Origin of the sequence: Lysinibacillus sp. PWR01, from assembly GCF_043359455.1 — a bacterium.
Lineage (GTDB): Bacteria > Bacillota > Bacilli > Bacillales_A > Planococcaceae > Lysinibacillus > Lysinibacillus fusiformis_F.
The window spans coordinates 145,358-169,790 of record NZ_JBHERJ010000067.1; the positions used below are offsets into that span (position 1 = coordinate 145,358).

Consider the following 24,433-nt stretch of genomic DNA (forward strand, 5'->3'; position numbering starts at 1 on the left):
TCGTAGAAGATATTATTTAACTTCGACAATCAATTCAATTTCTACAGGTGTGTGAAATGGTAAGTCGCTTGTACCGATGGCAGAACGAGCATGCTTCCCTTTTTCACCAAGAACTTCTTCAAGAAACTCAGAAGCTCCGTTAATCACATATGGTTGATCCGCAAATCCGGGTGCCGAATTAACAAAGGCTAACATTTTCACGACTTCTTTAATTTTGTCAAGATCCCCAATTTCTGCTTTAATGGCAGCTAACGCATTTATAATACATTGCTTTGCTGCTTCTTTCCCTTGCTCAATCGTTAAATCTTTTCCTAATTTACCTTCATAAATTAACTCACCATTTACACGGCAATCCATTCCAGAAGTGTAAACTAAATTACCAGTACGTTTAGCCGGAACATACATAAATTTCGGTTTTGCTTGTGTTGGTAACACTACTCCCAATTCTTCTAATTTTTTTTCAACAACAGTCATTATAAACACCTCTACTTAAAATTTTTATAAATCTTGATGTATATGTTTTCCTTATCAAGGGTCAACAATACCATCAACGACAATGACTAACTTATACATGTTAACCCTCCTAGTAAACTTTACCTCTTGCTTCAACTTCCAGTTTTCGAAATTCGCCATCTAATGTTTTTAGATATACATAATCATGCAAATTGACTGTGCTACAAATGTGGTTAGGTATGATTTCTACGACATCTCCTATTTCTACATCACACTCGCCATTAAATACTAAAACACCATGTTCTTCGTTCATTCGAGCAAACTTCAAGTTCGAATGACCAACAACAATTCCAAACCCTTCTAAATCCAATGGAGCATGGTTCGGCTGGACATCAGTGGCAAAGGTTTTGCTTCCACCATCGATCACTAGATGGTCTTCATATTTGCCTACCACCGTTGTAAAAACTTTGGCAACGCAATGTTCTATATCACTAATCCCCAGTTTGATCTGCATCGCATCGTTGAAAATATATGTCCCAGGTCTGATCTCAGTTACACCTTTTACATTGGAGACGGTTTTTGCTGTTGGAGTTGATCCGACACTGACGGTTTCAATATAGATGCCATTCTCAGCTAGTTCATCCTTTATCTCTACCATTAATTGCCCTTCTTCTTCTCCTGCTTTAACTAAATCTAGAGTCCCTTTTCCTTGGTATACTGCCCCTTTAAAAGTAAAAATGCCTTCTAATTCTAGGTTCTTTAATTCTTTAATCTCTTTAGCCAATAAGATAACTTTATTATTCGTAATTCCTGTTCGGTTCAAACCAGTATCGACTTCAATTCTCACTTTTAGTTTTTTCTCTGATTTATTCATACATTCATCAAGAACCTGTGCTCCTCGTGAACTATCGACAGCTACGACAAAGTTATCTGCTTTATCATTAATCTCCCTAATCAAACGTGATTTTTCCTCCGTCACAATTGGGTACGCAAGAAAAATATCTTTTATTCCGTTCTCCAACATCACTAGAGCCTCTGAAGGCTTAGCGACTGTAATACCAACAGCTCCATATTCTTGTTGAAGCATGGCAAAATAAGAATTTTTATGAGTCTTTATATGCGGTCTTAAGAGGAGACTTTTTTCTTTTGCAAATTTTCCCATATTTTCTAAATTGACTCTTACCTTTTCGTCATCAATTACGATATAAGGTGTTAACATTTACAAATCTCCTTTCAAAGTCTTAACAAATCCAGCGATTCTTTCTCTGTAGGAATTTAAATCTTCATTATCTTGAATCATTAACCAAGAACCCATTCCTACAGATTTTATTCCCGTATTAAGGTACTCTCTTGCATTATCTTGATTAATCCCACCAGTGGCGATTAAAGGCAGATTTTTAAAAGGTCCTCTCAAATTTTCGAAATAATTCACACCTAAGCTAGTGGCAGGAAAAATCTTTACAGAATCTGCTCCACTGTTAAGGGCTTTCATCATTTCACTCGGGGTAAAAACACCTGGGATACTTGTTAGTCCAAGCTTTTTTGTTTCTTTAACAATCTCTTCATCAAAATGCGGTGAAATAATAAATTCTGCCCCGGCTTGATATGCTAATTGGACTTGCTCTTTATTTAAAACTGTTCCAGCTCCCAACATAATTTTGTCTTTATACTTTTCTTTTGCTTTCTGGATTAATTCGTAAGCATTTGTGTTATCGAGCGTAACCTCTAAAACATTGATTCCAAGTTCAACTAACACTTCCAAGCTTTCAAAAAAATTTTCTGTGTTAACGTTTCTCAAAACTGCTATTACTTTGGCGTTTTCTAATTTCACAATTCTTTCATCTCCCTTATCTGATAACATCGTTTTTTTCAAACAAGAATTCTTCAAGTTCTTTTCTACTTGGCAAACCTTCATTATCTCCCTTAACTCCGACTACCAATGAACCAATAATATTCCCCCTTTTTACCGATTCTTCTAAATTTAAATTATCTATTAAACCAGATAGAAATCCAGCCGCAAAACCATCACCAGCTCCAACTGGGTCAACAACATGATTATTTGGTATTCCAGCTATTTTTTGCTTTCTTCCATTTTCATAAAGAATAGCCCCGTCTTTTCCATCTTTTAAAACAATGGCTTTTAACCCTTTCTCCAGTAATACTTGAAAAACTTTTTCATCACTACTACTTCCATAGAGATATTCAAATTCTTGTCTGCTTGGTAAAAAGTAATCCACTTTTTGTACGATTCGTTGCATGGTCTCTTTCATTTCCGAAGACCTTTTTAACTTCATTCGCAAATTCGGATCAAAAGTAAACATTAAATTATGTTTTTTGGCTAAATCAATTGTATATAAAACGGTTTCAAAATTATCTTTACTTAATAATGGTGTAATACCTGTTAAATGAAGAATTTTACTGTCTAAAAATAATTCTTCATTAATATCTTCCGGATAAAGGTGACTAGCAGCTGAATCATCTCTGTAATAGTAAACTTCTATTTTGTTGTTGTAAAAAGCGTCTTTGAAATAAATACCGGTTCGATAGTCACCAGTTACAACAACATTTGATACATCGACACCTTCGCCTCTAATATAAGACAAAACATAGTCTCCAAATGCATCATTGCCAAGCTTACTAATCCAAGAAACCGAATGTCCCAGTTTTGCAAGACCAATAGCTATATTTGATTCAGCTCCGCCAATTCTTTTCTTAAATAGGCTCTCATATTTTATTTTCTCAGAAGAAGCCGGTTCAAATAAGACCATTGCTTCCCCTAATGTAATTACATCCATACAAGACCTCCTTATAGTTCTGTATTGCGGAACAAAGTTCCGTTTATTTTAGATAATAATAAATATAAGAGAAGAAAATTTTTTTGCAAACCTTTTTTAGATAAGGAGAAATTCCCAAAAAGTGATTATTTCTTCAAAACCCTCTGTTAGTTCCGTATTGTGGAACATAGTTCTATTTATTACAAATAATAATATAAGAGAAGAAAATATTTTGCAAATTTTTTTTAAATTAAAAATTTTACGCAAAGTGATTACATCTTTACAAATTCAATCCAGTTCCGTATTATGATACTGATTTCTGTTAATTTCAAAATAGATTAATATTTAATATTAAGAACAAAAAAATTTGGGAATACTTTTTATAGATAAGAAAATCTATAATATAGTTGTTGTTGATTTATATTGGGAGTTGATAAAATGTCTGTTCAATCTATTGATAGAGCCCTACAAATCATTGATATACTTAGTGGGCATTCAGAAGGTTTAAACATGATGGCCATCACGAAAACAATCCATTTGCCAAAAAGCACCACACACCGTTTGTTACAAAGCTTAATTAGTAATGGATATGTTGAACAAGATGAGAAAACTGGAAAGTATTCGTTAAGTACGAAAATTCTCCAGATTTCTACAAAGGTCTTAAAAAAATATGATTTTGTAAAAATATCAAAACCATATATGGAAAAAATATCAAATTTTACCGGAGAAACTGTACACCTTTGTGTAAGAAACCACGACGAAGCTATTTACATTGATAAAGTAGAAGGAAGACACACAATAAGAATGTATTCTCAGATAGGTAAAAGAGTAAAACTGTATTGTACTGCAGTAGGAAAGATCTTGTTATCTGAACTTCCTGATAAAGAGATTGAAGATTTGTATAGAGGGAAATTATTTAACCCTTACACAGAAAACACAATTAAAACTATTGATCAATTGCTTGATAGGATTCAAGATAGTAGAAGAAGATCTTTCGCATTTGACAATGAAGAACATGAAAAAGGTATTCTTTGCGTTGCGGCACCAATCTTTAATCATGAAAATAAAATCATTGCTGCGCTCAGTCTTTCCGGTCCAATAGAAAGAATGTCAAAAGGAATAGATCAAAACAACTTTATTAACATCCTTTTAAAAACTTGTGCAGACATTTCAAAAAGTTTAGGGTGCACTCTTGCTTGGGATATGGAAGTTAGCGAGGAATAGCGTTAAGCAGGAATTGGCGATTCCCTTAGTTTCACTTATCCTGCTAGAGACAGCCACGTCCTATGGTACTCGGCTGTCTAGGACGTCTGTCCGTCATTTTGCTAGAGAAATTTTATGAAATCCGATCTGTTTGACAGGTTGTTTTTCTGTTTATACACCTTTTTAGAGTTTGTGCAAATAACCCTTTATTGCACCTTTTGGACTACACAAAGGCCACGCCGAAGGCTCCGAGGCTAATTCTAGACAAGCTAACGAGTAAATAAGGAATTTAGGTACCATATAGTGTTGCTACAGAGGTCACACGCAAAACTAAATGCTCTTTCGTGGCGGTTGTAGAGGTAAATTACAAATAACATCTTCTCAAATCTCAAAAAGTCTCATTTTAACTCATTCACGCTTATTTATTCCGTCTTTTTATACTAGATTAAAGAAGAAAAAAGGGCAAAAACCCTCTTTTCTTGATTAGTTATAAAACTTTTCCAGAATTAAGATAATAGTAGCACTGTTTGTATTGGCGTTATTCAGCTGGATCTTATACCTTCCTCATAGCTATATAAATTGCTGAGTTGAAGTAACCCCATCCAAAAAGGTACGGGGTTATGTGTGTAGGAAATATTAAGCTTAAACATATTATTATAACCCTGACATTCCTTATTGCGGTTGGTGATAGCTTTGCTGGTACTACCCCAAGTACGAGTTCCATGTTCCTTACACCATACTAACAATAACTCCTTTGGTTCCATCAATAGGACTTACATAGGTTCTAACCTTTCATATAATCTCGGTTTACAATTACATTCGTTAAAATTTGTATTTGTTCATATTAATTACTCCTCTCAATGTTAAGTGATTTAAATACAAAATTACAGCAAAATGAAGTCATTATATATTTCGAAAAGTACCCCAGAGGAACGTTTACCGTATGGATACCCAAAAAAAGACAAAAACCCCCTCTTCAAGATAACTAATATGAGGTGACTTAGTCACTCTCCAAAAAGATTTCATGAAGCGGGGTGTTCCCGTCTTATCCATATTGTTTTTTGTATTCAACTATCGCCCAGATTATTTATAGCAAATACAAAGGGTTCGGTATCATTGATGAAACGCGGGATATGGCCATTGATGGTGTGTCGGGCCTACCCAAATAATGAGTCATTACGCCTCATTTATTCCGACATCATTTGCTATCATCTCACATATAAATGGTTCAGATGTATATAAAATTATGAAATCCCTTGGTCATGAAAAAATTGAAACGACCATCATTTATATGGAAAAGGTGTTGGTGACGGATCAAAATGCTATTCATGAGTGGGATTCGGAGAGTTTTGGCGGTTACAGATCATAATAAACTAAACAAAAAAAGAGTTGAAAAATTCATTCAAGATCTCCTTTAATTTTTACTATTCACTTTTAGCTTTCAATTCTTCTATGACCTCAAGGCAAGATGCAAATATTTCACAGCACTATGTCAGCCATTCCATACATGCGTATACGCAATATCATCAAATGATGCTCTGTAACCAAGTTGTCCCTTCGTTGCATCAACAATATGGGCATTCTTTTCTATTCTTTGCTGCGTTGTTCTTTGCTCACGTACTTCTTTTTGTTTTCGACTTTTTAATTCGTCTTTGCTTACTCTTACTTGCTACTTCCTACAATTTTCCCTTTATAGTCTAATGCTCCTATTAATTAAAAAATCAATTATTCATTTTTAATTTTCTAGCTGTAACCAACCCTCAAATAATGAATCATCTTTTAAATCAAAATAGTATCTTGTAAATCTCATAAACTCTTTAGAATCAATCTCTTTATTTTTATAAAATTGATAATAAGTTTTTAAAAATTCTTCAGCTTCTTTTAACTCTCCATTTTCTTTAAATAATGCCCATAACATTATGGCGGATTTTCCGTAAACATATGAACTCATATTAGATTCATCGTATTGATCAAGTGGTAGATTTGCTGGAAGTTCGCGTTCTGGGTCAATTCTGAACATCGAATTATAAGTTTCACTTTGTTTCAATTTCGCATACTTAAATAGACTAGTAGCAAATTCTGCGAAACCTTCATCTAACCAAGCATTATTATATGGATCATTACTAATTATCCCATAAAACCACTGATGAGCAATCTCATGAACTACCATACTTTTAAGTTGCTGAGAATTGCTTGGACCACTATTATAAATCGAATGAGCTGTTACAATTCCTGGATACTCCATACCCATTCCATCTATTACAATATCTAATTGTTTAAAAGGATAAGGCCCCAATAAACTTAACGCCACTAAATTCGGAAAGCAATCATTATTAATTTCCAGTTTTAACTTCAACCATAGCAGCAAGTTCAGTAATGCAATATTTCTATTACGTGTAATCGATTGGTCAGGGGGATATTGCCTAAGCAATTACGCCCCTCAACCCTTGATACTAAAGGATTTACAATAAAAAAAATGAAATTCTTTTTCAACTTTTTTTCGAAATTTTTTTCAGGATTTAAGCTCTAAATAGGCTAAAATCCTTGGAGGAATCAAATAATAGTTTTTTCAGTCGAATCCTTCCATTGCTATTTAACCCCATTTTTACTGGAATAATTATTTAATAGTTTTCCTAGTCATTTCCTTCCAACAATAATCCTCTATTTTTATAAATGTAGCTTGAGTATTCAAGAAACCTCTATGGCATTTTTGATATAAGTTATATAAATGTTGTATAACTTATATCATTTCCCATATAAATGTGGCACTAATATCCGAGAAGCACCCTATGACTTTTCGATATAAGTTATATATATGTTGCATAATTTATATCATTTTCTGTATAAATGTGGAACTAATACCCAATAAACACCCTATGCCTTTTTCGTTATAAGTTATATATATGTTGTATAAATATTATATAAATGATGTATAACTTATATCATTTCCCATATATAGCCCCTATTTGTTTGCAATTATTGGCTTTTAATTTAGTTAGTCTTACTTCTGGTACATTATATTTGTGTCTGAATTGTGACAACCATGTACAACAAATTCCTATATGTGTGCACACACTCGTTTTTCCCTTCGAACTAGAGGCAAGTATTAGTGTACATACGTCCGTGCGTAAGCTACTTGTATCGGATTACTACAAGCTTTACGGATTACTCCCGCTCCGAGCTTTTTCTAGCATTTCGTTTACTAGCACGTACTACGGAATATCAAAACAATGTTAATTAAAAAGAAAAAGTCATTTAGACCTCAAGTGTAGCTGCTGGTTCGAACATTCTTATAGCCTTTATTTGTTAGAAATTATTGACTTATAATTTAGTTGCTTTTAATATAGGCATTTTTTAATTGTGTCCAAATTGTGACAGCTGTGTACAACAAATTCCTATATGTGTGCACGCACTCATTTTCCCCTTCGAACTAGAGGCAGGTATTGATGTACATACGTCCGTGCGTAAACCTGCCTGTTATCGTATTACTACAAGCGAGTTTTACGGATTACTCTCGCTCCGAGCACGCTTATGTCATTTCTTTTAATGGCACGTATCATGGAAAACCCAAACACTATTAATTAAAAAGAAAAAGGTATTTAGACCTCAAATGTATCTGCTGATCTGAATGCTCTTTTAGCCCTATTTGTTTGAAATTATTGGCTTATGATTTAGTTGCCTTTAATACAGGCATGTTTAAATTATGTCTAAAATATGACAACTATGTGCAACAAATTCCTATATGTGTGTACGCACTCGTTTCCTCCTCCGAACTAGAAGCAAGTATATCTCTGTACATTCATGCATGCCTAAGCCTACTTGTTGTCGGATCACTACAGGCGAGCATTACGGATTGCTCTCGCTCCAAGCCCGCTTATGCCATTTCGTTTACTAACATGTATCATTGAATATCAAAACTCTGTTAATTAAAAGAAATTGGTATTTAGACCTCAATTGATGCAAGTCTTTCCCTAAGATTTAAGAATTACTTTCATTACTTCAAATGTTAGCGTCGACTTTCTTATACTTAATATGACATTTTGTGTCGGTTCCAACCCTAAAATACAAAATAAACATCTCTCTGTAATCCTTCTCCTCTAATCTTAATTTCTCAATCAAACATCATAGCTACCTAATATAAATGTTTAGAAGTAAACAATTTTAATTATCTTATTTCTGGATTCTGTCCGACTTAGAAAGCTGATGATTAGCTGATTCTATGTATTCGACACTACTTCAGAAATTTTCATTTCTGCAAATGTATAGAGTGTCGTAGGTATGCTTCAGTTGGCTTCACATCTTATAACTGACGATCGGATATGTCCGACACTTTTTCGATAATTTTCCTCTCTGCAAGTGTATAGAGTATCGTAGCAATACTTCAGCTGGCTTCACATTTTATAACTGCCAATCGGATGTGTTAAACACTTTTTTTGAATATTCATTTCTGCAAGTGTGTAGAGTGTCGTAGATATACTTCAGCTAGCTTCACATCTTATAACTGACATTCAGATGTGTCCGACACTTTTTTTATGAATATTCATTTCTGCAAGTGTATAGCATGGAGTAGCAATTCTTTAATGACTTAATAACACTTACTATCTATTGCGGAGGAACAAACAAATGGAACTAACTATTGAAAAATCATTTGAAGAAAAAATTGAAAGCTTAATTACACAAAGCCTTGAAAAAACCCTTGAAAAAATCCTTGAAAAAAACATTGAATCAATCCTTGATGCAAAGCTTGATTCTTACCTTGGAAAAAAGCTTGGATTTTCTCCTGATAAAAACCTTGAACAAATCTTTGAAAAAAAAATTGATAAAACATTTGGACAGCATAATGAGCATGCAGCTAAAGAATGGCTAAACGTTCAGGAAACTTGCGATTATATCGGAATTTCCTATAAAAGTTTACAAAAGCTTATTGATCAAGGACTTAAAGGTAATTCAATTGGTCGCAGCAAGCGATTCTCCAAAACGGAAATTAATCACTTTTTAAAAAATGTACAAGCATAAAAAATAATGGAAAACACAAAAGGAGATCATTCTAATGACAACAATGGACAAAGCAGTTAAAGAATATATGAAAAGAGGCGTTCCTCATTATATGGTGAAAATGTATGGGGGGATCGATCCTTATACGAAAAAGCAAATCGACATTACAAAGCGTGGTTTTAAAACAAAAACGGAAGCAAAAGCTTTTTATGCTCAAAAGCAAGCGGAAATGCTTCAACGAAATGATACTGACAATCAAAACCTTACATTTGAACAATTCTATCATTCTTTCTATGAAGACTTCCTTCTAACTTGTAATCTCGAAAAAAGTACTTTAGGGAAAATTAAAGGTATTTTCAAAAACCACATCCTACCTTTTTACGGAGATTTAAAGCTTAAAAATATTTCTTACCAAGATACTTTACGGTCATTTGAAGTATGGAAACAAAAAAAATTAAAAAAACCGTCAAAGGTAGCAATCGAACTAAATAAATGCTTAGAACAAGCTGCCCATAACGATTACATTCCGAAAAATCCTGTTAAACTTGGTGGTTTACGATCATGGGAAAAAAAAGAAGAAAGAAAGAGAGACAGTGCACAAAGTGATAAATTGTTCTATACATTAGATGAAATAGATTTATTTATTCAAAAGCTAAAAGCAACAGATGATATTTCAAAAATTGCAAGTTTCCTCTTGTTTATAAATTTAGGCTTACGCAAAGGAGAGCTTCTTGCACTACAATGGCAAGATATTGATTTTCTAAATAAAAAAATCCATATTCATCAAGCAGTTGGTATGGACGAATTGAATAAGCCTTATATTAAAGCTACGAAGAACTTTTTAGTAAGAACACTTGATATTGATGAGGAAACTTTCCAAGCACTATTAAAATGGCAGGAGCTCCAAGCAGAACAATTAAAGTGGCAACGTCTTGAGCATCAAGGTGATAAGCAGTTTATCTTCCCAAACAATAAAAATACTTTTTATACTAACAGCAAGTTAAATACCTGGTTAAAAAAGTTCCAAACTCAACACGGACTAAAACTTGTTTCAATTCACGGCTTACGTCACAGTTGTGCTACTCGTATCTATTATCAAACGAAAGATATAAAATTCGTTCAACATTTCTTAGGTCACACAGACATGGCAACAACGGTAGATACGTATATTCATTGCATTCCTGAATTATATAATCTATTAGATGAGTGATTTAATCGTACTGCATAAATGATCGTTATTTGAATCTCAATTTCGTGCTAAAGTATATTTGTATTGTTCTTTCTCTATCTTTAAGCAGGTATTCGCAATAAGTAAAGAAATACTTAAAACTAACCTTTTATTTATACATTAATTTTAAAAAAAGCTTGGCAGAAACCTTATTAGATAAGGCTCTACCCAAGCTTTTCACATTTTTATTAATTATCCCGACTCAATAATAGACGGTTTTTCCTTTTTTCTTTTTTCCTTAAGTGACAGCACTTCTTGAAAATTTTCATTGTTTTGGTGGTGTGTTTGGTGGGAAATACAATTACCGAGCATTCTGTAAGCGAAATCTCGACTTTTGGTACTGTTCACCGTGATGTTACTAATGCGGTTTAGGTTAAAAATAATCTATATCTATATCATCCCAGTTAATATCATTTGAATTTCGAATATTAGTAGCGAGGAAGTTAGTTAACCAATTATAAGTTTCTGTTGTTTCTTCTGACTCTCCAATTTCTCCTACTACTTCAACTTCTTCTGGCTCCGCAGTTTCGTCTACTACTTCTTCAGCTTCTTCTGATTCCCCAGTTTCGTCTACTACTTCTTCAGCTTCTTCTGATTCCCCAGTTTCGTCTACCACTTCTTCGGCTTCTTTTGGTTCCCCAGTTTCGTCTACTACTTCTTCGGCTTCTTTTGGTTCCTCAACTCTTGGATTTCCATTTAAATTCGTATCAAATAAATTTTGCTTACTAATTTTTAATTTTAATAGGTCAATAAGTTCTTTAAACAATTCTTGTTCATGTTCTTCTTCTAAATCATAAGAATATTCATCTAAAATCTTTTTATAAACTTTGTTAATTTCTAAACCACTAATATTTTCCACACACAAATTCACAATTTGTATATTAATATTTGATTTAACTATTGAATAATTAGAGTCTATAAAGGAAACATGATTTTTCAGTAAGATATTAAAAAATTTATCCTTTTTTAATATCTTACTATTTTTATTTAACCAACCATTTTTACAACATCCATACAGTAATATCCACTATTTTCCATATAAATCATTATTACTTAATATTTCTTCATAAAAAGAAAAGTCTTTATGACCCAATAACTGACCCTTATGCTCTAAAACCATTACCAATATGTTTATAAGAGCATTATCATTCTTTAATAATAGCGAAGTAACATCCTCTGTAATATTTAATTTAAATTTATTTGCTAAACTTAATGCCCAAATAACCCCATAATCACCTCTAAGTTGAATTTGTTCTTTAATAATTGAATTTACAGATTCGCCTATTTTACCTAAATTTAATGGATAACCTCTATATTTATAAGCTTCCATTATTTCAAATACTTTTGGAATTGCTCTAGAATCAATTAGTATTGTTTGTAACAGCAGAGATTCAAATAACCCCCAATTTTCTTTTTTGATAACTATCCTCCCTAAACACTCTAGTGCAAAATTAGAAATACCTACATCATTAGTTAAATCTTTATAATAAAAAATCTTATTAAAATATTCTTTAAGATCAACTATCTGTAATTTTATATAATCTTCTGGTTTGCTGGACTTTCTAAATTTAAACTTCTTAAAATAGAATAGCCAATCAGGTTCAATAAGTTGAGGAAGTTTGATTATGTTTGTCTTTTCGACATTTAAGTCTAACTCATAATTTTTTAATACTTGGTTCATGACAGTTAAAGCATGGTTTGCTTCCTCATGAGAATCGAAGTAGTATTCCATATCATCTGTATAACTATACCCCCTAACTTCTTTAGCCATCGCATTTTTAAATTGCATATCAATAGCTGTACCAATTATTTCTTTGTCCATCTTGCATATTACGAATTAATGCATCTAACTTATTTCCAAGTAAATTACGATCTTGCATTTTATCTTTAGCGATTTTTTTCCGTGTAATGCCCAAGGTATAGAATGAGTATAAATACTTGGATAATATCTGTTAATTTCAACTTTTAAAATATATTTTTTAGAACTTAAATTAGAAAGTCTTATTTGCGTTGTTTCAGACATTCTATAATTAGGAAAAACACCATTTTTCTTTATAACTGGATTTGTAAGAGAAACATTTGACTTTTGAAAATAAGTCTCTAAATTTGACCATTCATTCTTAATTTCATTTGCCAATTGAACAAAATGTAGTGGATGAACAATTGAACAAACCCTTCTGAAATTATCATTCTTAGGAATACTAAATTCTATAAGTTTAGACCATTTTTTTAGTTCTCCTGAACCTAAAGTATCCATATTGATTTTATGTAAATTTTTCACAACAAACTCGCATGGTAATTCTTTTGGAATAAATCTATTTAATATTAAAAGATTCTTTACATCCATTTTATACCTCCATAACCAAAATAAAACATACTAACATTAGTAGTACAAACCAAGGCCATGGTTTGTGCTACTAATGTTAGTATGTTTTATAATTTTTATAAACAACACTTACTTATGATACAGTTCACCGAATCACTCCTAACCCTAAAACTCTGATCATCAGTAGGTACTTCCTCTAATCCCTTGGTGTAATCCACTTTCAAGCCTTTTTGAAAACTAAAATGTACTTCTACAATGCGTTTATCTTTGACTTTGATTGAAGTAATAAGTTTGCGAGTCAATGATTGCTGGAAAGGTTTATCTAATAGTGGTATTACTTTTCCAGCCTTTTGAAGTAGATTTCTTATCTCACTAATATCCAACTTAGACTCAGCAATTTTATGGATAGCAGTCTGCAATTTCAAGATATCATTTTCTAAAACTACTATCTCATCTGAAATCTCTTGAATTTTCCCTCTTATAGTAGTTTTGTAATTATCATTGCCTTCAAGTAACTCATCCATTAGTTTACTTTCTTTACTTCTTAGTTTTTTTATTTCATCTTCTTTACGTTTTATATCCAAACCTATTTGCTTACCTTGATGCCCAGTATTATTCAAACTTTCTAATATAGTAGTTAATGTAGAGGATTTCATTGATAACTACCTCTAATATTGTTAAAAATTCTTCTATATCAGATTTTTTATATGTCTGATATTGATTACAAGTGTAGTACTCATAAACCTTACCCTTACTTTAACCATTTTGCATAGACATACCGTAACCACAGTCAGGGCAACGGATTAAACCACTTAATAAATGATTTCCGTTGAATTGTTTCATATGATATCGGGGAATACTTTTTAATATGTTGTACTTTATCGAAAATTTCTTTCTCTATAATTGCCTCATGAATACCCTCTATAATTATGGGAGTCTCACTATCCTTCATGAAGCTTTCCCCAATCCTTTCAGTAGCCCCACCTTACTTGACCACAATATATAGGGTTTTTTAGAATTTCTTTAACTCCATTACCATTGAACAATTTGCCTAGCTTTGTTTTAAAACCTTTTTCATTAAGAAAAGATGCGATTGCTTTATAACCGTTGCCTTTCAAATACTCGTTAAATATAAATTTAACAATTTCAGCTTCCTCTTCATTAACTTTAAGTTTTTTTTATCTAAATCATATCCTAGAGGAGGTTTTGTTCCATGCCACCTTTAACCTGAGTAATGATATTTTCACGTTCCATTTCTGCGAATATTGCACCCAATACTAAAAAATATTTACCCATAGGTGTTGAAGTATCAATATTATCTTCAATAGCAATTAGTTTTACTCCTACTTTTTCTAGATGATCTGCAATAGCTACCACATCTGCTATCTTTCTACTCAAACGACTGACCTTATAGACAACTAAATAATCCACTTTATTAGATTTTATATACTTCAGAAGATCTTTTATACCTTCCCTTTTATCCATCGAAGAACCAGAAATCCCTTTATCGTGGAATATGCGCTTTAGTTCCAATCCCTCGTAAGCACATTTTTTATTTATTACAGATTCTAGATTATCTAAACTATAACCATCCTTTGCTTGCTCTTCGGTCGAAACTCGGATATATCCTATTGCTACTTTTTTCTTTTCCATCCGCTGATACACTTCCTTTTTTTGTAATTATAACTCTATTAAATCGCTTATCTAAAGTAGATCATTTTACTGTTCACGATATTCTCTATTTTTCTAAAACCATATTCATCAATTTTTCTTTACCATAAATTTCAGCTAATTTCTCTAATTCTCTAAACAATTCAAAAGCAAAGTCAGCTAGAATATGTTGCTGTATTTCTTGCTCCGTTTTAAATAATTTTTCTAATTCAGTTGACATGATTATCTCACTCCGAAATAGGGTATTTGGAGTTCAACTCCATGTCTAAATGGAGAATCTCTTGATAATTCTCTTAATTTGCCTCATGCTACTATACTAATTTCTTAGTATCAATCAGCTTTTGTTTTGATCATACAATTACATATAAAAAAATCACACTTATTCTTTGGGTAAACTAAAAATATACGGCTTAACCAATGTAAGTGGTATTTTTTATAATATTTTATTTGGATTATTTATGTATAAATAGAAATTAAAATCTCTAATATCTTCACACACCCCTAAATATGTGCAAAAATATAGTTGTATTGGTATATAAAATTACTTTATAGAATAGGAGAAAATTAGTATATCAAAGAAGTTTTTGAAGGCATTTGCTATTGCGACAAGTTAGCGGCAGGGGTATCATCCATTAATTACATCGCACCAACGCCAGTGGCAGAAGCGCAACAGTCGGTAGCCAACTACACGTATTCGGCACAGGTAACACAGTACCTCAAAGAATTAAACGCAGTTCGTAAGGCATCAGGCGCACCTGAACTAACAATTGACGCACGATTATCCGAGTCAGCTCAAAACCATGCAGTGTACGTGGCAACACACGGAGCAACGCATACACAAGAGAGGGGTAAATCGGGTTTTACTGGTGAGACTGTAAAGGATAGATTTATTGCAGTCGGGAGTAACCCTTCAGAATATATCAGTTTTTCCGAAGCTTTAGCCTTTGCACCAAAGGCTTTTGCTAATTTGCTAGAGTCTACTTCCCACAGAACTTTACTCTTGGCAGGGGGTGTTGATACAGTAGGTATTGTTATCAGTGGAAATAACCTTGTCTTTGTACTAACAGATAATAAGAATACCGAAAACCAATCTTACACTACAGTTAAGTATCCTTACAATGGACAAATAAATGTAGATACTGCGTATAATTTAACAAACGTTGAAGGGAGTCCTTTAACTCAATACGGGGTAACAAAGTCAGGGTATGTAGTATCTTTCTCACCAGATAGTGTAAAACGTAACTCAGCATTTAACATTGAATTGTATGACAGTAAAAATATTCGTGTAGACACACTTAACCCTAAAAATCAATCAGATGGGACTCGTTATTTCTTCTACACAATCCCTAAAGCTGAACTTAAAAAGGGTGAAAAATACACAGCAAAGGCAACATGGACTGACGATAATAGTAACGCACAGTCAGAAACATGGTCGTTCACAACTGTGGGAAAGTCAACAACTGACCCATCGTACCCCACGAATCCTTCTAAACCACCAGTAGGTAGCATTGACATAACAAAATTCGCTGACTACAGAGCAGACCAATACTGGGCAGAGGATTTTCAATGGGCAGTTAACAGGGGTATTAATGGGTATCAAAATGTGTACAATCCAGTCACAAAGAAATACGAAAATTTATTAAAACCGAACACAAACTTAACCGAAAACCAAATGCTTTCGGTATTACTACGCTACTTCAAACCTGATGAACTGGCTTCAACAAAACCAAAGACATCATGGGTAGCGGATGTAAACTACCAACTAGCGAGTAAATACGGTCTACCAGTTAACGGTGCAAACACAGCATCTAAAAAGGCTTTAGCAAACAAGGACATCACACGTGGTAATTTTGCTCGTATCCTAGCATCAATGCACTACGGCAGAACAGTATCTCAGCCAGTAGCCATCCGATTCTTACGGGACTACGGCTTAACAACAGCTAAAACGGACAAAGACTTCATGCCAACGTCATCCTTAACACGAGCACATGCAGTAGCGTTCTTCCACCGCTATGAACAAACATTTAATAATTAGTGATTAGTAAGCCATTTTTAAACCATACTTTATGCTAATGCATTGTCTATGGTTATATAATTTCATATCTTCCTGTAAAATAAGAGATTATAGAGGGAGGTTATCCGTGAATATCAAGTTATATGTAATCGGCAATAAATTCGATAAATTCTGTTATGAAGGAATAAAAGAGTATGAAAAACGTTTATCTCGATATGGAAAATTTAAAATGAAAGAATTTAAAAATCCAGAACAGTTGATTAAGAAGTTGTCTGTTAAAACATACAAAATTGGTATTACTAACAGCTGGCTGGGAAAATTGATACACTAGGCACAACCGGTAAATCAGATATTACATTCATTCTTGGTATTACTAGTTTTGAATTTGATGAAACTATTTCAATTATACCTATGGATGTTGACTTAGGATTACACGCATTAGTATTAACTGAACAAATATATCGAGGATATCGTATTCTTCAGAATGAGCCATATCATAAATAATCGGCAACTAAAAAGTTGCAATGTATTAGGTTATCAAGAAAACTTAAATACTCATAAAGGAAGTGATATCAATGGAGAATTTAAGATTTACTATAGAAGAGGAAGAAATAGCAGAACTATTAGGGCGACAAAATTACAGTACAAAAGAATCTGCTATTTTCGAACTGGTGAAAAATAGCTATGATGCTGGTTCTAAAACTTGCGATATTTTTATCGATAGTAATCATATTAAAATAATTGACTATGGTTGTGGAATGAATGAAGAAGATATTAAAAATAATTGGATGCATGTAGGGAAAAGTAAAAAAGCAAATATAGATACCTACAAAGACAGAGTTTTATCAGGTTCTAAAGGGGTAGGTAGATTTGCTTTAGCTAGATTAGGAAATGATGCTAAAGTTTTTTCAAAAAAAATTTGTGAAGAAGCTATTCTATGGGAAACTAACTGGGTTACAACTGATTTTAAAAAAATTGAACTTGATATTATTGAAGGTACTATAATCGAGATTAATAATTTAAGAGATGTATGGAGAAATAAGGATATAGAGAATCTGAAAAGTTTTCTAGGGCGTTCTTATAATGATAATAAAATGGTAATAAATATACATCACTTGAATAATGAAGAAATCCCCATTAAACACACATTTAGTGATATTAAATTAGGTGAAGATTATTCAGCTTCAATAACATTATCGTATGATAGTACAAATATGAATTTGTCAATTAGTGTGAATTCGGATGAATTCAGAAAAGAAGTTGAATCTTTAGTTAGTAATATGTCTATAAATCACTATAACGATAAATTTGATATGTCTGAAGAATTAAAAGGAAAATTTGATAATTTAGATGAGTATTTATCAGGCTTGGGTAGTTTCAGTGCGGAATTATATTTTTTATTAGGTAAAACATCTACTGAAAATGTACAAAAGTTTAAATACAAACATAATAATTTACCTCCAGCGCCTACAGGTATCGTCCTGTATAGAAATGCATTTAGTATAACATCCTTTGACGGAACTAAAGATTGGTTAGATATAACACCTCGAGCTAGAAAATCTCCAGCAGCTGCAACACATTTATCAGGTAGTTGGAGAGTAAGAAGTAACCAAATTTACGGTTTTGTAAAGATTGACAAAAGGATTAACCCTTATTTGAAAGATCTAGCAAATAGACAAGGCCTTGAAGAAAATGAATACTACTTATTATTAAAGGAAATTATAGGATTTGGTCTTAGCAGATTCGAGAAATACCGTCAATCAATTATAAGAAAAATTAATCAATTATATTTAGATAGTATGCCTGTTAAAGAGGAAAAAAACCATATAAAAGCCTTTTTAAAAAGCCCTGAAAAAGTAACTACAATGTCAAGAAAAGAACTTTCCTCTCTAGCAGCAGAAATAATAGAAGTTCAACGAGAAGCTGATGAACAAACAAAGGCACGTGTTGAAAGTGAAAAGCAACATAAGTATGATGTTAGAATTTTAAATGTATTAGCTACACAAGGATTAAGAGCTAGTGCAATAGGACATGAGTTATACAATAAAAGAAGTGCATTAAAAAGTGGTTATGAAGATATAATTAACGCACTCAAAGAGTATGGCTTTTGGGAGGTTTTAAACTCTGATGAGTGTACAAAAGTTGCTTATAAAAACGTTCCTGGTATATTAGAAGAGCTGGAAGATATTAACTTAAAGCTGATATCTTTTATAGACGTGATACTAAAAAAAGTAGAGAAACAAAAATTCCAATCTAAAATACAGTCTATTGAAAAAACCTTAAATGAAATAGTCGAAACTTGGACATCTCAATATACATGGTTAAAGTTTGATATATCTATAAAAAACGATATGCCCATTAAATATAAAATATCAAAGGATGTACTAGAAGTTATATTTGATAATTTAATATTAAATAGCATTCAAAACAATGAAATGGTAGGTCAATTGGAAATTAATTTTGAAGTTACTAATGATGGGAATCAATTGCTATTTAAATACTCTGATAATGGTGTAGGATTAAGTGAGAAATATAAAAGTGATCCTATGCGAATTTTAGAAGTGCATGAAACTTCTAGAAGAGACGGTCATGGTCTTGGAATGTGGATAGTTAATAATACATTGCATATGTATGACGGAGAAGTTATTGAGATAACTAGTAATTACGGTTTTGAAATATATTTTTCGCTAAAAGGGTGATGAAAAAGATGAGAAGTAAGATTAACATTTGCTATATAGATGACAGGTTAAATCGTGATATTGAGCGGTATTTAGATCAATTATGTGCGTTCCTAAATAGCAAAAAGAATTCATTGCAAAATATTGGATTTTATGAAAATAACACTGAAGAAAATGAAATTACAAGTTTTTTTAATAAAGTGGAAATTTATAAAGATTATGAATTCCAATTTGATAGTTATAAATTCGAACCAGAAGACGACGACTATAAAACTCTTTTGAGTAATGAGATGGTAAGTAGGGCTAATATAATTGTTATCGACTCATGGTTGTTTGAGAATGAAAATTCTCCATTGAGTAAATTTACAGGTGAGCAATTTAAAATAATTTTAAGACAAGTCTTCCCTTTTATAAAAACAATAGTTATTAGTCAAAATGGAGGTAAAGCGAATTCTTTAACTGTAGAAAAATGGAAAGGGAATGGCTCATCTATAGAGCATTATCATAAACAATTACTCCCAGTGTTAATACGATATATTTTAGCAACAATAGAAGAACATAAAGTTTTAGACCAATTGACTATGGAAAATGAAGTAGATGAAGTACTAATTGGCACTATTCAAAATACAATTTCAGGGATAGTGGATACAGCCTTGTTTGAAAAACAAGATTTAGATGAATTGATAAAACTATTTAGAGAGGTAAAAAATTATTATGGGAAGTAATGTTACTGTTGCTAATGACTACAGAAACACAGAGTATACTAATTATAATTTTAATTTAGGGTCTAAAAAAATTGACTTTATGGGTGATTTCCGATTAATTCACCCTCGTGCTGAGAATATATATAATTATATTAGAAACAGACAAAATGGTTTTAACAAAAAGTTTAGATTTATTTATTATGAAAAATGTGCTTATTGTGGAATAAGTACGCAGGTAATTGATTCTTCAAAGTTTGAAGTGGATCATTTTATACCAGAATCAGTATTACGATTAAACTTAGGATATACTTATGATCATATAAACGGCATAGACAATTTAGTTAGTAGTTGTCAAATGTGTAATCGTGGGAAAACTAACTTTTTATCTAGTAAAGAGAGTATAGACTTGCTACATCCCGATCACAATAAATTACCTTTAATCTTTGAACGAAAAGATGACTATTCTATAAAAATTAGTGCAGACTTCAAAGAAAATACTGATATTAAAAAATTTTATATGGACTTAAATTTTGAAAATCAATTAAGACGTTTAGATTTTCTGCTTATGGAAATGAAGGACTTTTGTGATAGATACCCAACTGAAAGAATCGTTAAAGAAATGGAAACTCTCATACTCAAAATTGAAAGTAAAAGAAGAAGAAATTACTAAGTTTAATGGTGAATACAATGAAAAATAGGTGTCAAATTTTTACTCCTAAACAATATGTCAACAAAATGCTTGATTGCATAAATTACAAGGGTGAAAAAATCCTAGGCAAATACATACTAGAAAATTCTTGTGGTGAAGGGGATGTATTAATCCAAATTGTTAATAGATATTTTAATGCGGCAAAGAAAAAAAACTACTCTAGAAAAAAAATAAAAAGTGACTTAGAGACGTATATAATAGGTTTCGAAATAGATAATGATGTAAAAGAAACTTGTATAAATAATCTAAATTCTTTTATTAAAAGTAAAGGAATCGAGTCAGTTGATTGGAATATAAACAATAAAGATTACTTAAAATATCAATTGGAAAGAGGAGTGGATTACGTTGTTGGCAATCCTCCATATATAACATATCAAGATTTGGAAATTGAAGAACGTGAATTTTTAAGAGATAATTTTACAACATGTGATAAAGGAAAGTTTGATTATTGTTATGCTTTCATTGAAAAGAGTATACAAGATTTAAATGAGCAAGGGAAAATGGTATATATTATCCCAAATAGTATTTTCAAAAATGTATTCGCACAATCTTTAAGGGATTATATAAAAAAATTCTTAAGAGCCGTTTATGATTATAAAGAAAGCACAGTTTTTAAAGATGCACTAACATCTCCTGCTATTATCTTTCTTGATAAATCAGTAAAAAAAGAGTGGATACGATACATTGATGAAGATAATGCTAGTGAATTTAAAATTAAGAAAGATCTTCTAGAAAATAAATGGTTGTTTAGTGTTGAAGAAAATTATATGAGCAATAAAAATGATATTAGATTTCAAGACTATTTCAAAGTATCCAATAGTGTTGCTACATTACTAAACTCTATTTATGTAATAAAAAAGGCAGACATTATAAATGAAACATCAAATTTTATTGAAATAGAAGGGTCTATAATTGAAAAAGATATTTTAAGAAAAGCAGCTAGCCCGAGATCATATGCTTTAGGAAAAGAGGAATACATTATATTTCCATATAAGTACTTAGATGGATTATTAGTTAGGATTACTGAGGAAGAATTCAAATCAAACTATCCAGGAGCAACAAAATACTTAAAAAATTATTTTGATAAGTTGAGTAATAGAAAATCTGATAATTCCGCTAGATGGTTTGAATATGGTCGGTCACAAGCATTATTATATTTAGACCAAGAAAAACTGATGATATCGTCAGTAATTACTCATCAAATTCGTTGCTATCTCTTAGATAAAGAAACCATACCTTATTCTGGTTTTTATATAGTACCAATTGCTGATAAAGATTTAACTTATGCTAGGGAGATTCTAAATTCAAATGATTTTTTTAATTATATTTCTTTAAGAGGAATAAATGCCAATGGTAAATCTGTTCGTTGTTCAGTCAAAGATATTTTAAATTATCCAATTCCCCACTAAAAACAAAAACTCCTTTTATAGCGTAAAGTAGAGTCATATATAGGTCATCTCTCTCTAGCTTTTCATTATTAACATTATTAATATCTTTAACCAATATTAAAAAAACTTCCTACTAAAACATAGGAAGTTCTTTTAATATTGCTTCTTAATCTCAACTTTAATTCTCTAAATATCTTACACCTATCAAAAATGCCAAATTACTTTCTCTTCTCCACTTAAACATATAATCTTTGATAAGCTAATAGATGAAAAAACGCCATTTGCTAATACTTTAGAAGCTTCAGTATTAATTGGTTCACAAATAACAAAGGCATCTAATACCCCTTGTCCTATTTCACTATGACTAATTGAATTAATATTTTTATCATTGTTTATTCTGTTAATAAATGCATACGCTCGTCTCATCATCCAATCTTTCTTATTTGGAGCGTACTCGACCATCCCTCTGGAGTGGAAAATATGAAATACTTTTCTACCGTACTTATCCAGTTCGTCAACTATCAATTGATCATGGGCATCCATCTCAGTTTCCTCAATATTATTTAAGTTATAATAATAGGTTTTCAATATCCTATTTTGATATTTGTAGGTATCAATGACACTACGGGGTAGTGGTAGTCTACGCATACATTGTATTGCTCTTAAATTTTCTAATGGTAATACACTTCCTGTTTTACTCTCTTCCATACAATACTCCTTTCAAATCCTGTATTTAAACTATGATGTTTTTTGTTGTTGTCGGTATTTTTTAACCTTTGCATAGAATGTTGATTTTCTCATGTCGACTTTTATCATGAATTCTTTTGAAGTGATTATACCCTTTACCCATAGGTTATAGAGATGACCCCAATCAAAGGGTTGACTTCATGTATGCAAATGGGCTTTCAACAGGGGTAAACGCATCTAAGGGTCAAACACTAGACAACTTTGGAGCAAACACAAAGCTTGCAAGAGCGCACATCGTAGCTTTCATGGGTCGTTACAACGATGCAGTCAAAGGAGGTACAATCAAGGACACACTTAACACTGGTACAAGCACAGGTGGTATTGAAACACCAACACCACCTGTAGTAAACGGTGGTTCATCAGAAAACCCTGCACCACCATCTTTCGAGCATACAAAGTACGACTACTCAAACTTAAAGGGTGAATTCAGCACAACTAAGGGATTCACACAAAACGGTATTAAGGTTTCGTACAAAAACCGTACACTAGACATCCTATTTTCACCCAATGAAATTTGGGTTGAACGGGTAAGTGGGTGACTGTTACTCTTTTATCTGCTTGGGTAACAAATACAAAGGTACTTTTACGTTGGTCCAAATGAATTCAGGTTGTTTTTCCCCTGATTTCGCTGCACTGCTTTTTGGAATGTCACCAACGTAATATTTGTTCCAACCCTTGTCCTTATCTAGATATTCATAGATATCGTTATCAGTTCCACAAAGAAAAATTTTCATCTTAGCCTTCTCAATTAATCTAACCAATTCCTCATGTTTCCATCTTGGAAATGAATCCTCGTAGATATCTGAGTCCACGTAAGGTGGGTCTAAGATGCATAGAAAATCGCTTCTGTGTCTATATTCCTCAATAAAGAACTTGTAGTCTGCTTGGGTTATTGCAACATCTTGTAATAACGGCACTAACTCTTTGTATCTAACTAAAATATCATAGCTAATCCCTTCTCAGCATTTTCTTTACAAAAACTTTTTCTGTCTCCGGCTCGACTATATTCTGCAATAATAATCGTAAGTGCTGCTGATTTAAGCATAGGTGTATCTTCGGAGCGTTTTTCCTTACGAGCTTTTTCAAAGTCTTCTTCGCTCTTAATTGTTTTTTGCAGTTCCCATGTCAAGTTCACCAATTCTCTCGCACTACCCCAATCCGACAAACAAGCCATAACATTTGAGATACCATTATCACCATTATCTAGCTCATTATATAGCCTGAACAGTACTACTCTCCTATTTAATTGAGGAACGAACTTATTGCCTCCTCCAAATAAACCTAGAAAACCATTAATTTTATGGGTGCTGCATATATATCTAATAATGGGAAGTAATACTTTTAGGCGGCTCTTACCCCCTATTGTTTTGAGTACTTTTATATATTTAACATCAAACATTCTACTTACCTCCTTCAGACAAAACTAATTCATCAATTTTAAAGATATAACAGTGTTGAGCATAACCAGTTCGTAAGGTAACTTTCTTTCGATTTTCAGATGAGCCTGGAAAAAATAACCCTCTCTTAGCTAAATCACCTAATA

26 protein-coding genes and 1 pseudogene are annotated in these 24,433 nt (G+C 32.2%); 12 read left to right on the forward strand and 15 right to left on the reverse strand.

Translation table 11 applies throughout. The features are described 5' to 3' along the window. Positions 1-12 precede the first annotated feature (12 nt). From ACEVFT_RS13925 to ACEVFT_RS13940, 4 genes are all read right to left on the reverse strand, one after another. Positions 13-474 carry a RidA family protein gene (locus ACEVFT_RS13925; protein ID WP_393950415.1) on the reverse strand — a complete coding sequence of 154 codons (462 nt, stop codon included), beginning with the start codon at positions 472-474 and terminating at the stop codon, positions 13-15. 109 nt (positions 475-583) lie between these two features. After that, positions 584-1,672, reverse strand: a complete 1,089-nt coding sequence (locus ACEVFT_RS13930) for an alanine racemase (protein ID WP_393950416.1) — start codon at positions 1,670-1,672, stop codon at positions 584-586. Continuing rightward, a complete protein-coding gene (locus ACEVFT_RS13935; RefSeq protein ID WP_393950417.1) occupies positions 1,673-2,326 on the reverse strand; it encodes a bifunctional 4-hydroxy-2-oxoglutarate aldolase/2-dehydro-3-deoxy-phosphogluconate aldolase in 654 nt (217 codons plus the stop codon). Then, positions 2,301-3,248: a sugar kinase gene (locus ACEVFT_RS13940; RefSeq protein WP_393950418.1), complete on the reverse strand. Its 948-nt coding sequence runs from the start codon at positions 3,246-3,248 to the stop codon at positions 2,301-2,303. The genes ACEVFT_RS13935 and ACEVFT_RS13940 overlap by 26 nt, the downstream gene beginning before the upstream one ends. Positions 3,249-3,665: 417 nt before the next feature. On the opposite strand from ACEVFT_RS13940, the gene ACEVFT_RS13945 reads away from it, so the two are divergent. Continuing rightward, entirely contained in the window at positions 3,666-4,451 is a 786-nt protein-coding gene (locus ACEVFT_RS13945; protein ID WP_393950420.1) for an IclR family transcriptional regulator, read from the forward strand. A gap of 1,147 nt (positions 4,452-5,598) precedes the next feature. Further along, entirely contained in the window at positions 5,599-5,799 is a 201-nt protein-coding gene (locus ACEVFT_RS13950; protein ID WP_393950421.1) for a hypothetical protein, read from the forward strand. 366 nt (positions 5,800-6,165) lie between these two features. Here ACEVFT_RS13950 and ACEVFT_RS13955 read toward each other — a convergent pair whose 3' ends face one another. Next, complete coding sequence (locus tag ACEVFT_RS13955; protein ID WP_393950423.1) at positions 6,166-6,786, reverse strand: M1 family aminopeptidase; 621 nt, start codon at positions 6,784-6,786, stop codon at positions 6,166-6,168. A gap of 2,267 nt (positions 6,787-9,053) precedes the next feature. Between ACEVFT_RS13955 and ACEVFT_RS13960 the strand changes: the two genes are divergently transcribed. Both ACEVFT_RS13960 and ACEVFT_RS13965 read left to right on the forward strand, forming a co-directional pair. Next, complete coding sequence (locus tag ACEVFT_RS13960) at positions 9,054-9,446, forward strand: helix-turn-helix domain-containing protein (RefSeq protein WP_393950424.1); 393 nt, start codon at positions 9,054-9,056, stop codon at positions 9,444-9,446. Between the two features lie 34 nt (positions 9,447-9,480). Then, the gene (locus ACEVFT_RS13965; RefSeq protein ID WP_393950425.1) at positions 9,481-10,635 is read left to right on the forward strand and encodes a tyrosine-type recombinase/integrase; all 1,155 of its coding nucleotides are present in this window, start codon (positions 9,481-9,483) and stop codon (positions 10,633-10,635) included. A 391-nt stretch (positions 10,636-11,026) separates the two neighbouring features. On the opposite strand, the gene ACEVFT_RS13970 is transcribed toward ACEVFT_RS13965, so the two are convergent. The 7 genes and pseudogenes from ACEVFT_RS13970 to ACEVFT_RS14000 all read right to left on the reverse strand — a co-directional run bounded on the left by ACEVFT_RS13970 (position 11,027) and on the right by ACEVFT_RS14000 (position 14,870). Beyond that, complete coding sequence (locus ACEVFT_RS13970) at positions 11,027-11,512, reverse strand: hypothetical protein (RefSeq protein WP_393950426.1); 486 nt, start codon at positions 11,510-11,512, stop codon at positions 11,027-11,029. Between the two features lie 168 nt (positions 11,513-11,680). After that, positions 11,681-12,475 carry an RNA-dependent RNA polymerase family protein gene (locus ACEVFT_RS13975; protein ID WP_393950428.1) on the reverse strand — a complete coding sequence of 265 codons (795 nt, stop codon included), beginning with the start codon at positions 12,473-12,475 and terminating at the stop codon, positions 11,681-11,683. Between the two features lie 24 nt (positions 12,476-12,499). Continuing rightward, positions 12,500-13,000, reverse strand: coding sequence for a hypothetical protein (locus tag ACEVFT_RS13980; RefSeq protein WP_393950429.1), 501 nt, complete (start codon positions 12,998-13,000; stop codon positions 12,500-12,502). Positions 13,001-13,095: 95 nt separating this feature from the next. Further along, positions 13,096-13,635: a hypothetical protein gene (locus tag ACEVFT_RS13985; protein ID WP_393950431.1), complete on the reverse strand. Its 540-nt coding sequence runs from the start codon at positions 13,633-13,635 to the stop codon at positions 13,096-13,098. A 315-nt stretch (positions 13,636-13,950) separates the two neighbouring features. After that, positions 13,951-14,127: pseudogene (locus ACEVFT_RS13990) on the reverse strand (recombinase family protein); the annotation flags it as partial. Positions 14,128-14,173: 46 nt separating this feature from the next. Next, positions 14,174-14,632, reverse strand: a complete 459-nt coding sequence (locus tag ACEVFT_RS13995; protein ID WP_393950432.1) for a recombinase family protein — start codon at positions 14,630-14,632, stop codon at positions 14,174-14,176. Positions 14,633-14,717: 85 nt separating this feature from the next. After that, positions 14,718-14,870, reverse strand: coding sequence for a hypothetical protein (locus tag ACEVFT_RS14000; protein ID WP_393950434.1), 153 nt, complete (start codon positions 14,868-14,870; stop codon positions 14,718-14,720). Between the two features lie 435 nt (positions 14,871-15,305). Here ACEVFT_RS14000 and ACEVFT_RS14005 point away from each other — a divergent pair, with 435 nt between their 5' ends. The 7 genes from ACEVFT_RS14005 (at position 15,306) to ACEVFT_RS14035 (ending at position 22,164) form a co-directional block, all read left to right on the forward strand. Continuing rightward, entirely contained in the window at positions 15,306-16,685 is a 1,380-nt protein-coding gene (locus tag ACEVFT_RS14005; protein WP_393950436.1) for a CAP domain-containing protein, read from the forward strand. A gap of 106 nt (positions 16,686-16,791) precedes the next feature. Next, on the forward strand, positions 16,792-16,995 hold the full coding sequence (locus tag ACEVFT_RS14010) for a 23S rRNA (pseudouridine(1915)-N(3))-methyltransferase RlmH (RefSeq protein ID WP_393950437.1): 204 nt from the start codon (positions 16,792-16,794) through the stop codon (positions 16,993-16,995). Between the two features lie 29 nt (positions 16,996-17,024). Further along, positions 17,025-17,168: a 23S rRNA (pseudouridine(1915)-N(3))-methyltransferase RlmH gene (locus ACEVFT_RS14015; protein ID WP_393950491.1), complete on the forward strand. Its 144-nt coding sequence runs from the start codon at positions 17,025-17,027 to the stop codon at positions 17,166-17,168. Between the two features lie 71 nt (positions 17,169-17,239). After that, complete coding sequence (locus ACEVFT_RS14020) at positions 17,240-19,363, forward strand: sensor histidine kinase (protein ID WP_393950439.1); 2,124 nt, start codon at positions 17,240-17,242, stop codon at positions 19,361-19,363. Positions 19,364-19,371: 8 nt separating this feature from the next. Continuing rightward, on the forward strand, positions 19,372-20,067 hold the full coding sequence (locus ACEVFT_RS14025) for a hypothetical protein (RefSeq protein WP_393950441.1): 696 nt from the start codon (positions 19,372-19,374) through the stop codon (positions 20,065-20,067). Next, positions 20,057-20,716 (forward strand): HNH endonuclease, encoded by a 660-nt coding sequence (locus tag ACEVFT_RS14030; protein ID WP_393950442.1) that lies wholly within the window; start codon positions 20,057-20,059, stop codon positions 20,714-20,716. Before ACEVFT_RS14025 ends, ACEVFT_RS14030 begins: the two co-directional genes overlap by 11 nt. A 5-nt stretch (positions 20,717-20,721) precedes the next feature. Then, on the forward strand, positions 20,722-22,164 hold the full coding sequence (locus ACEVFT_RS14035; protein WP_393950443.1) for an Eco57I restriction-modification methylase domain-containing protein: 1,443 nt from the start codon (positions 20,722-20,724) through the stop codon (positions 22,162-22,164). A 183-nt stretch (positions 22,165-22,347) separates the two neighbouring features. Here the strand turns inward: ACEVFT_RS14035 and ACEVFT_RS14040 are convergent, their stop codons facing one another. After that, positions 22,348-22,851 carry a hypothetical protein gene (locus ACEVFT_RS14040; RefSeq protein ID WP_393950445.1) on the reverse strand — a complete coding sequence of 168 codons (504 nt, stop codon included), beginning with the start codon at positions 22,849-22,851 and terminating at the stop codon, positions 22,348-22,350. Between the two features lie 179 nt (positions 22,852-23,030). Between ACEVFT_RS14040 and ACEVFT_RS14045 the strand changes: the two genes are divergently transcribed. Then, positions 23,031-23,429: a hypothetical protein gene (locus ACEVFT_RS14045; protein ID WP_393950446.1), complete on the forward strand. Its 399-nt coding sequence runs from the start codon at positions 23,031-23,033 to the stop codon at positions 23,427-23,429. Between the two features lie 3 nt (positions 23,430-23,432). Here ACEVFT_RS14045 and ACEVFT_RS14050 read toward each other — a convergent pair whose 3' ends face one another. Next, positions 23,433-23,807 (reverse strand): DNA adenine methylase, encoded by a 375-nt coding sequence (locus ACEVFT_RS14050; RefSeq protein WP_393950447.1) that lies wholly within the window; start codon positions 23,805-23,807, stop codon positions 23,433-23,435. Between the two features lie 17 nt (positions 23,808-23,824). After that, the gene (locus ACEVFT_RS14055; protein WP_393950449.1) at positions 23,825-24,289 is read right to left on the reverse strand and encodes a hypothetical protein; all 465 of its coding nucleotides are present in this window, start codon (positions 24,287-24,289) and stop codon (positions 23,825-23,827) included. Between the last annotated feature and the right edge of the window lie 144 nt (positions 24,290-24,433).

Coding starts and splice junctions, on each gene's coding strand:
- ACEVFT_RS13925 (WP_393950415.1), bottom strand. CDS start 474: ATGACTGTTGTTGAAAAAAAATTAGAAGAATTGGGAGTAGTGTTACCA.
- ACEVFT_RS13930 (WP_393950416.1), bottom strand. CDS start 1,672: ATGTTAACACCTTATATCGTAATTGATGACGAAAAGGTAAGAGTCAAT.
- ACEVFT_RS13940 (WP_393950418.1), bottom strand. CDS start 3,248: ATGGATGTAATTACATTAGGGGAAGCAATGGTCTTATTTGAACCGGCT.
- ACEVFT_RS13945 (WP_393950420.1), top strand. CDS start 3,666: ATGTCTGTTCAATCTATTGATAGAGCCCTACAAATCATTGATATACTT.
- ACEVFT_RS13950 (WP_393950421.1), top strand. CDS start 5,599: ATGAGTCATTACGCCTCATTTATTCCGACATCATTTGCTATCATCTCA.
- ACEVFT_RS13960 (WP_393950424.1), top strand. CDS start 9,054: ATGGAACTAACTATTGAAAAATCATTTGAAGAAAAAATTGAAAGCTTA.
- ACEVFT_RS13965 (WP_393950425.1), top strand. CDS start 9,481: ATGACAACAATGGACAAAGCAGTTAAAGAATATATGAAAAGAGGCGTT.
- ACEVFT_RS13975 (WP_393950428.1), bottom strand. CDS start 12,475: ATGGACAAAGAAATAATTGGTACAGCTATTGATATGCAATTTAAAAAT.
- ACEVFT_RS13980 (WP_393950429.1), bottom strand. CDS start 13,000: ATGGATGTAAAGAATCTTTTAATATTAAATAGATTTATTCCAAAAGAA.
- ACEVFT_RS13985 (WP_393950431.1), bottom strand. CDS start 13,635: ATGAAATCCTCTACATTAACTACTATATTAGAAAGTTTGAATAATACT.
- ACEVFT_RS13995 (WP_393950432.1), bottom strand. CDS start 14,632: ATGGAAAAGAAAAAAGTAGCAATAGGATATATCCGAGTTTCGACCGAA.
- ACEVFT_RS14000 (WP_393950434.1), bottom strand. CDS start 14,870: ATGTCAACTGAATTAGAAAAATTATTTAAAACGGAGCAAGAAATACAG.
- ACEVFT_RS14020 (WP_393950439.1), top strand. CDS start 17,240: ATGGAGAATTTAAGATTTACTATAGAAGAGGAAGAAATAGCAGAACTA.
- ACEVFT_RS14025 (WP_393950441.1), top strand. CDS start 19,372: ATGAGAAGTAAGATTAACATTTGCTATATAGATGACAGGTTAAATCGT.
- ACEVFT_RS14030 (WP_393950442.1), top strand. CDS start 20,057: ATGGGAAGTAATGTTACTGTTGCTAATGACTACAGAAACACAGAGTAT.
- ACEVFT_RS14035 (WP_393950443.1), top strand. CDS start 20,722: ATGGTGAATACAATGAAAAATAGGTGTCAAATTTTTACTCCTAAACAA.
- ACEVFT_RS14040 (WP_393950445.1), bottom strand. CDS start 22,851: ATGGAAGAGAGTAAAACAGGAAGTGTATTACCATTAGAAAATTTAAGA.
- ACEVFT_RS14045 (WP_393950446.1), top strand. CDS start 23,031: ATGTATGCAAATGGGCTTTCAACAGGGGTAAACGCATCTAAGGGTCAA.
- ACEVFT_RS14055 (WP_393950449.1), bottom strand. CDS start 24,289: ATGTTTGATGTTAAATATATAAAAGTACTCAAAACAATAGGGGGTAAG.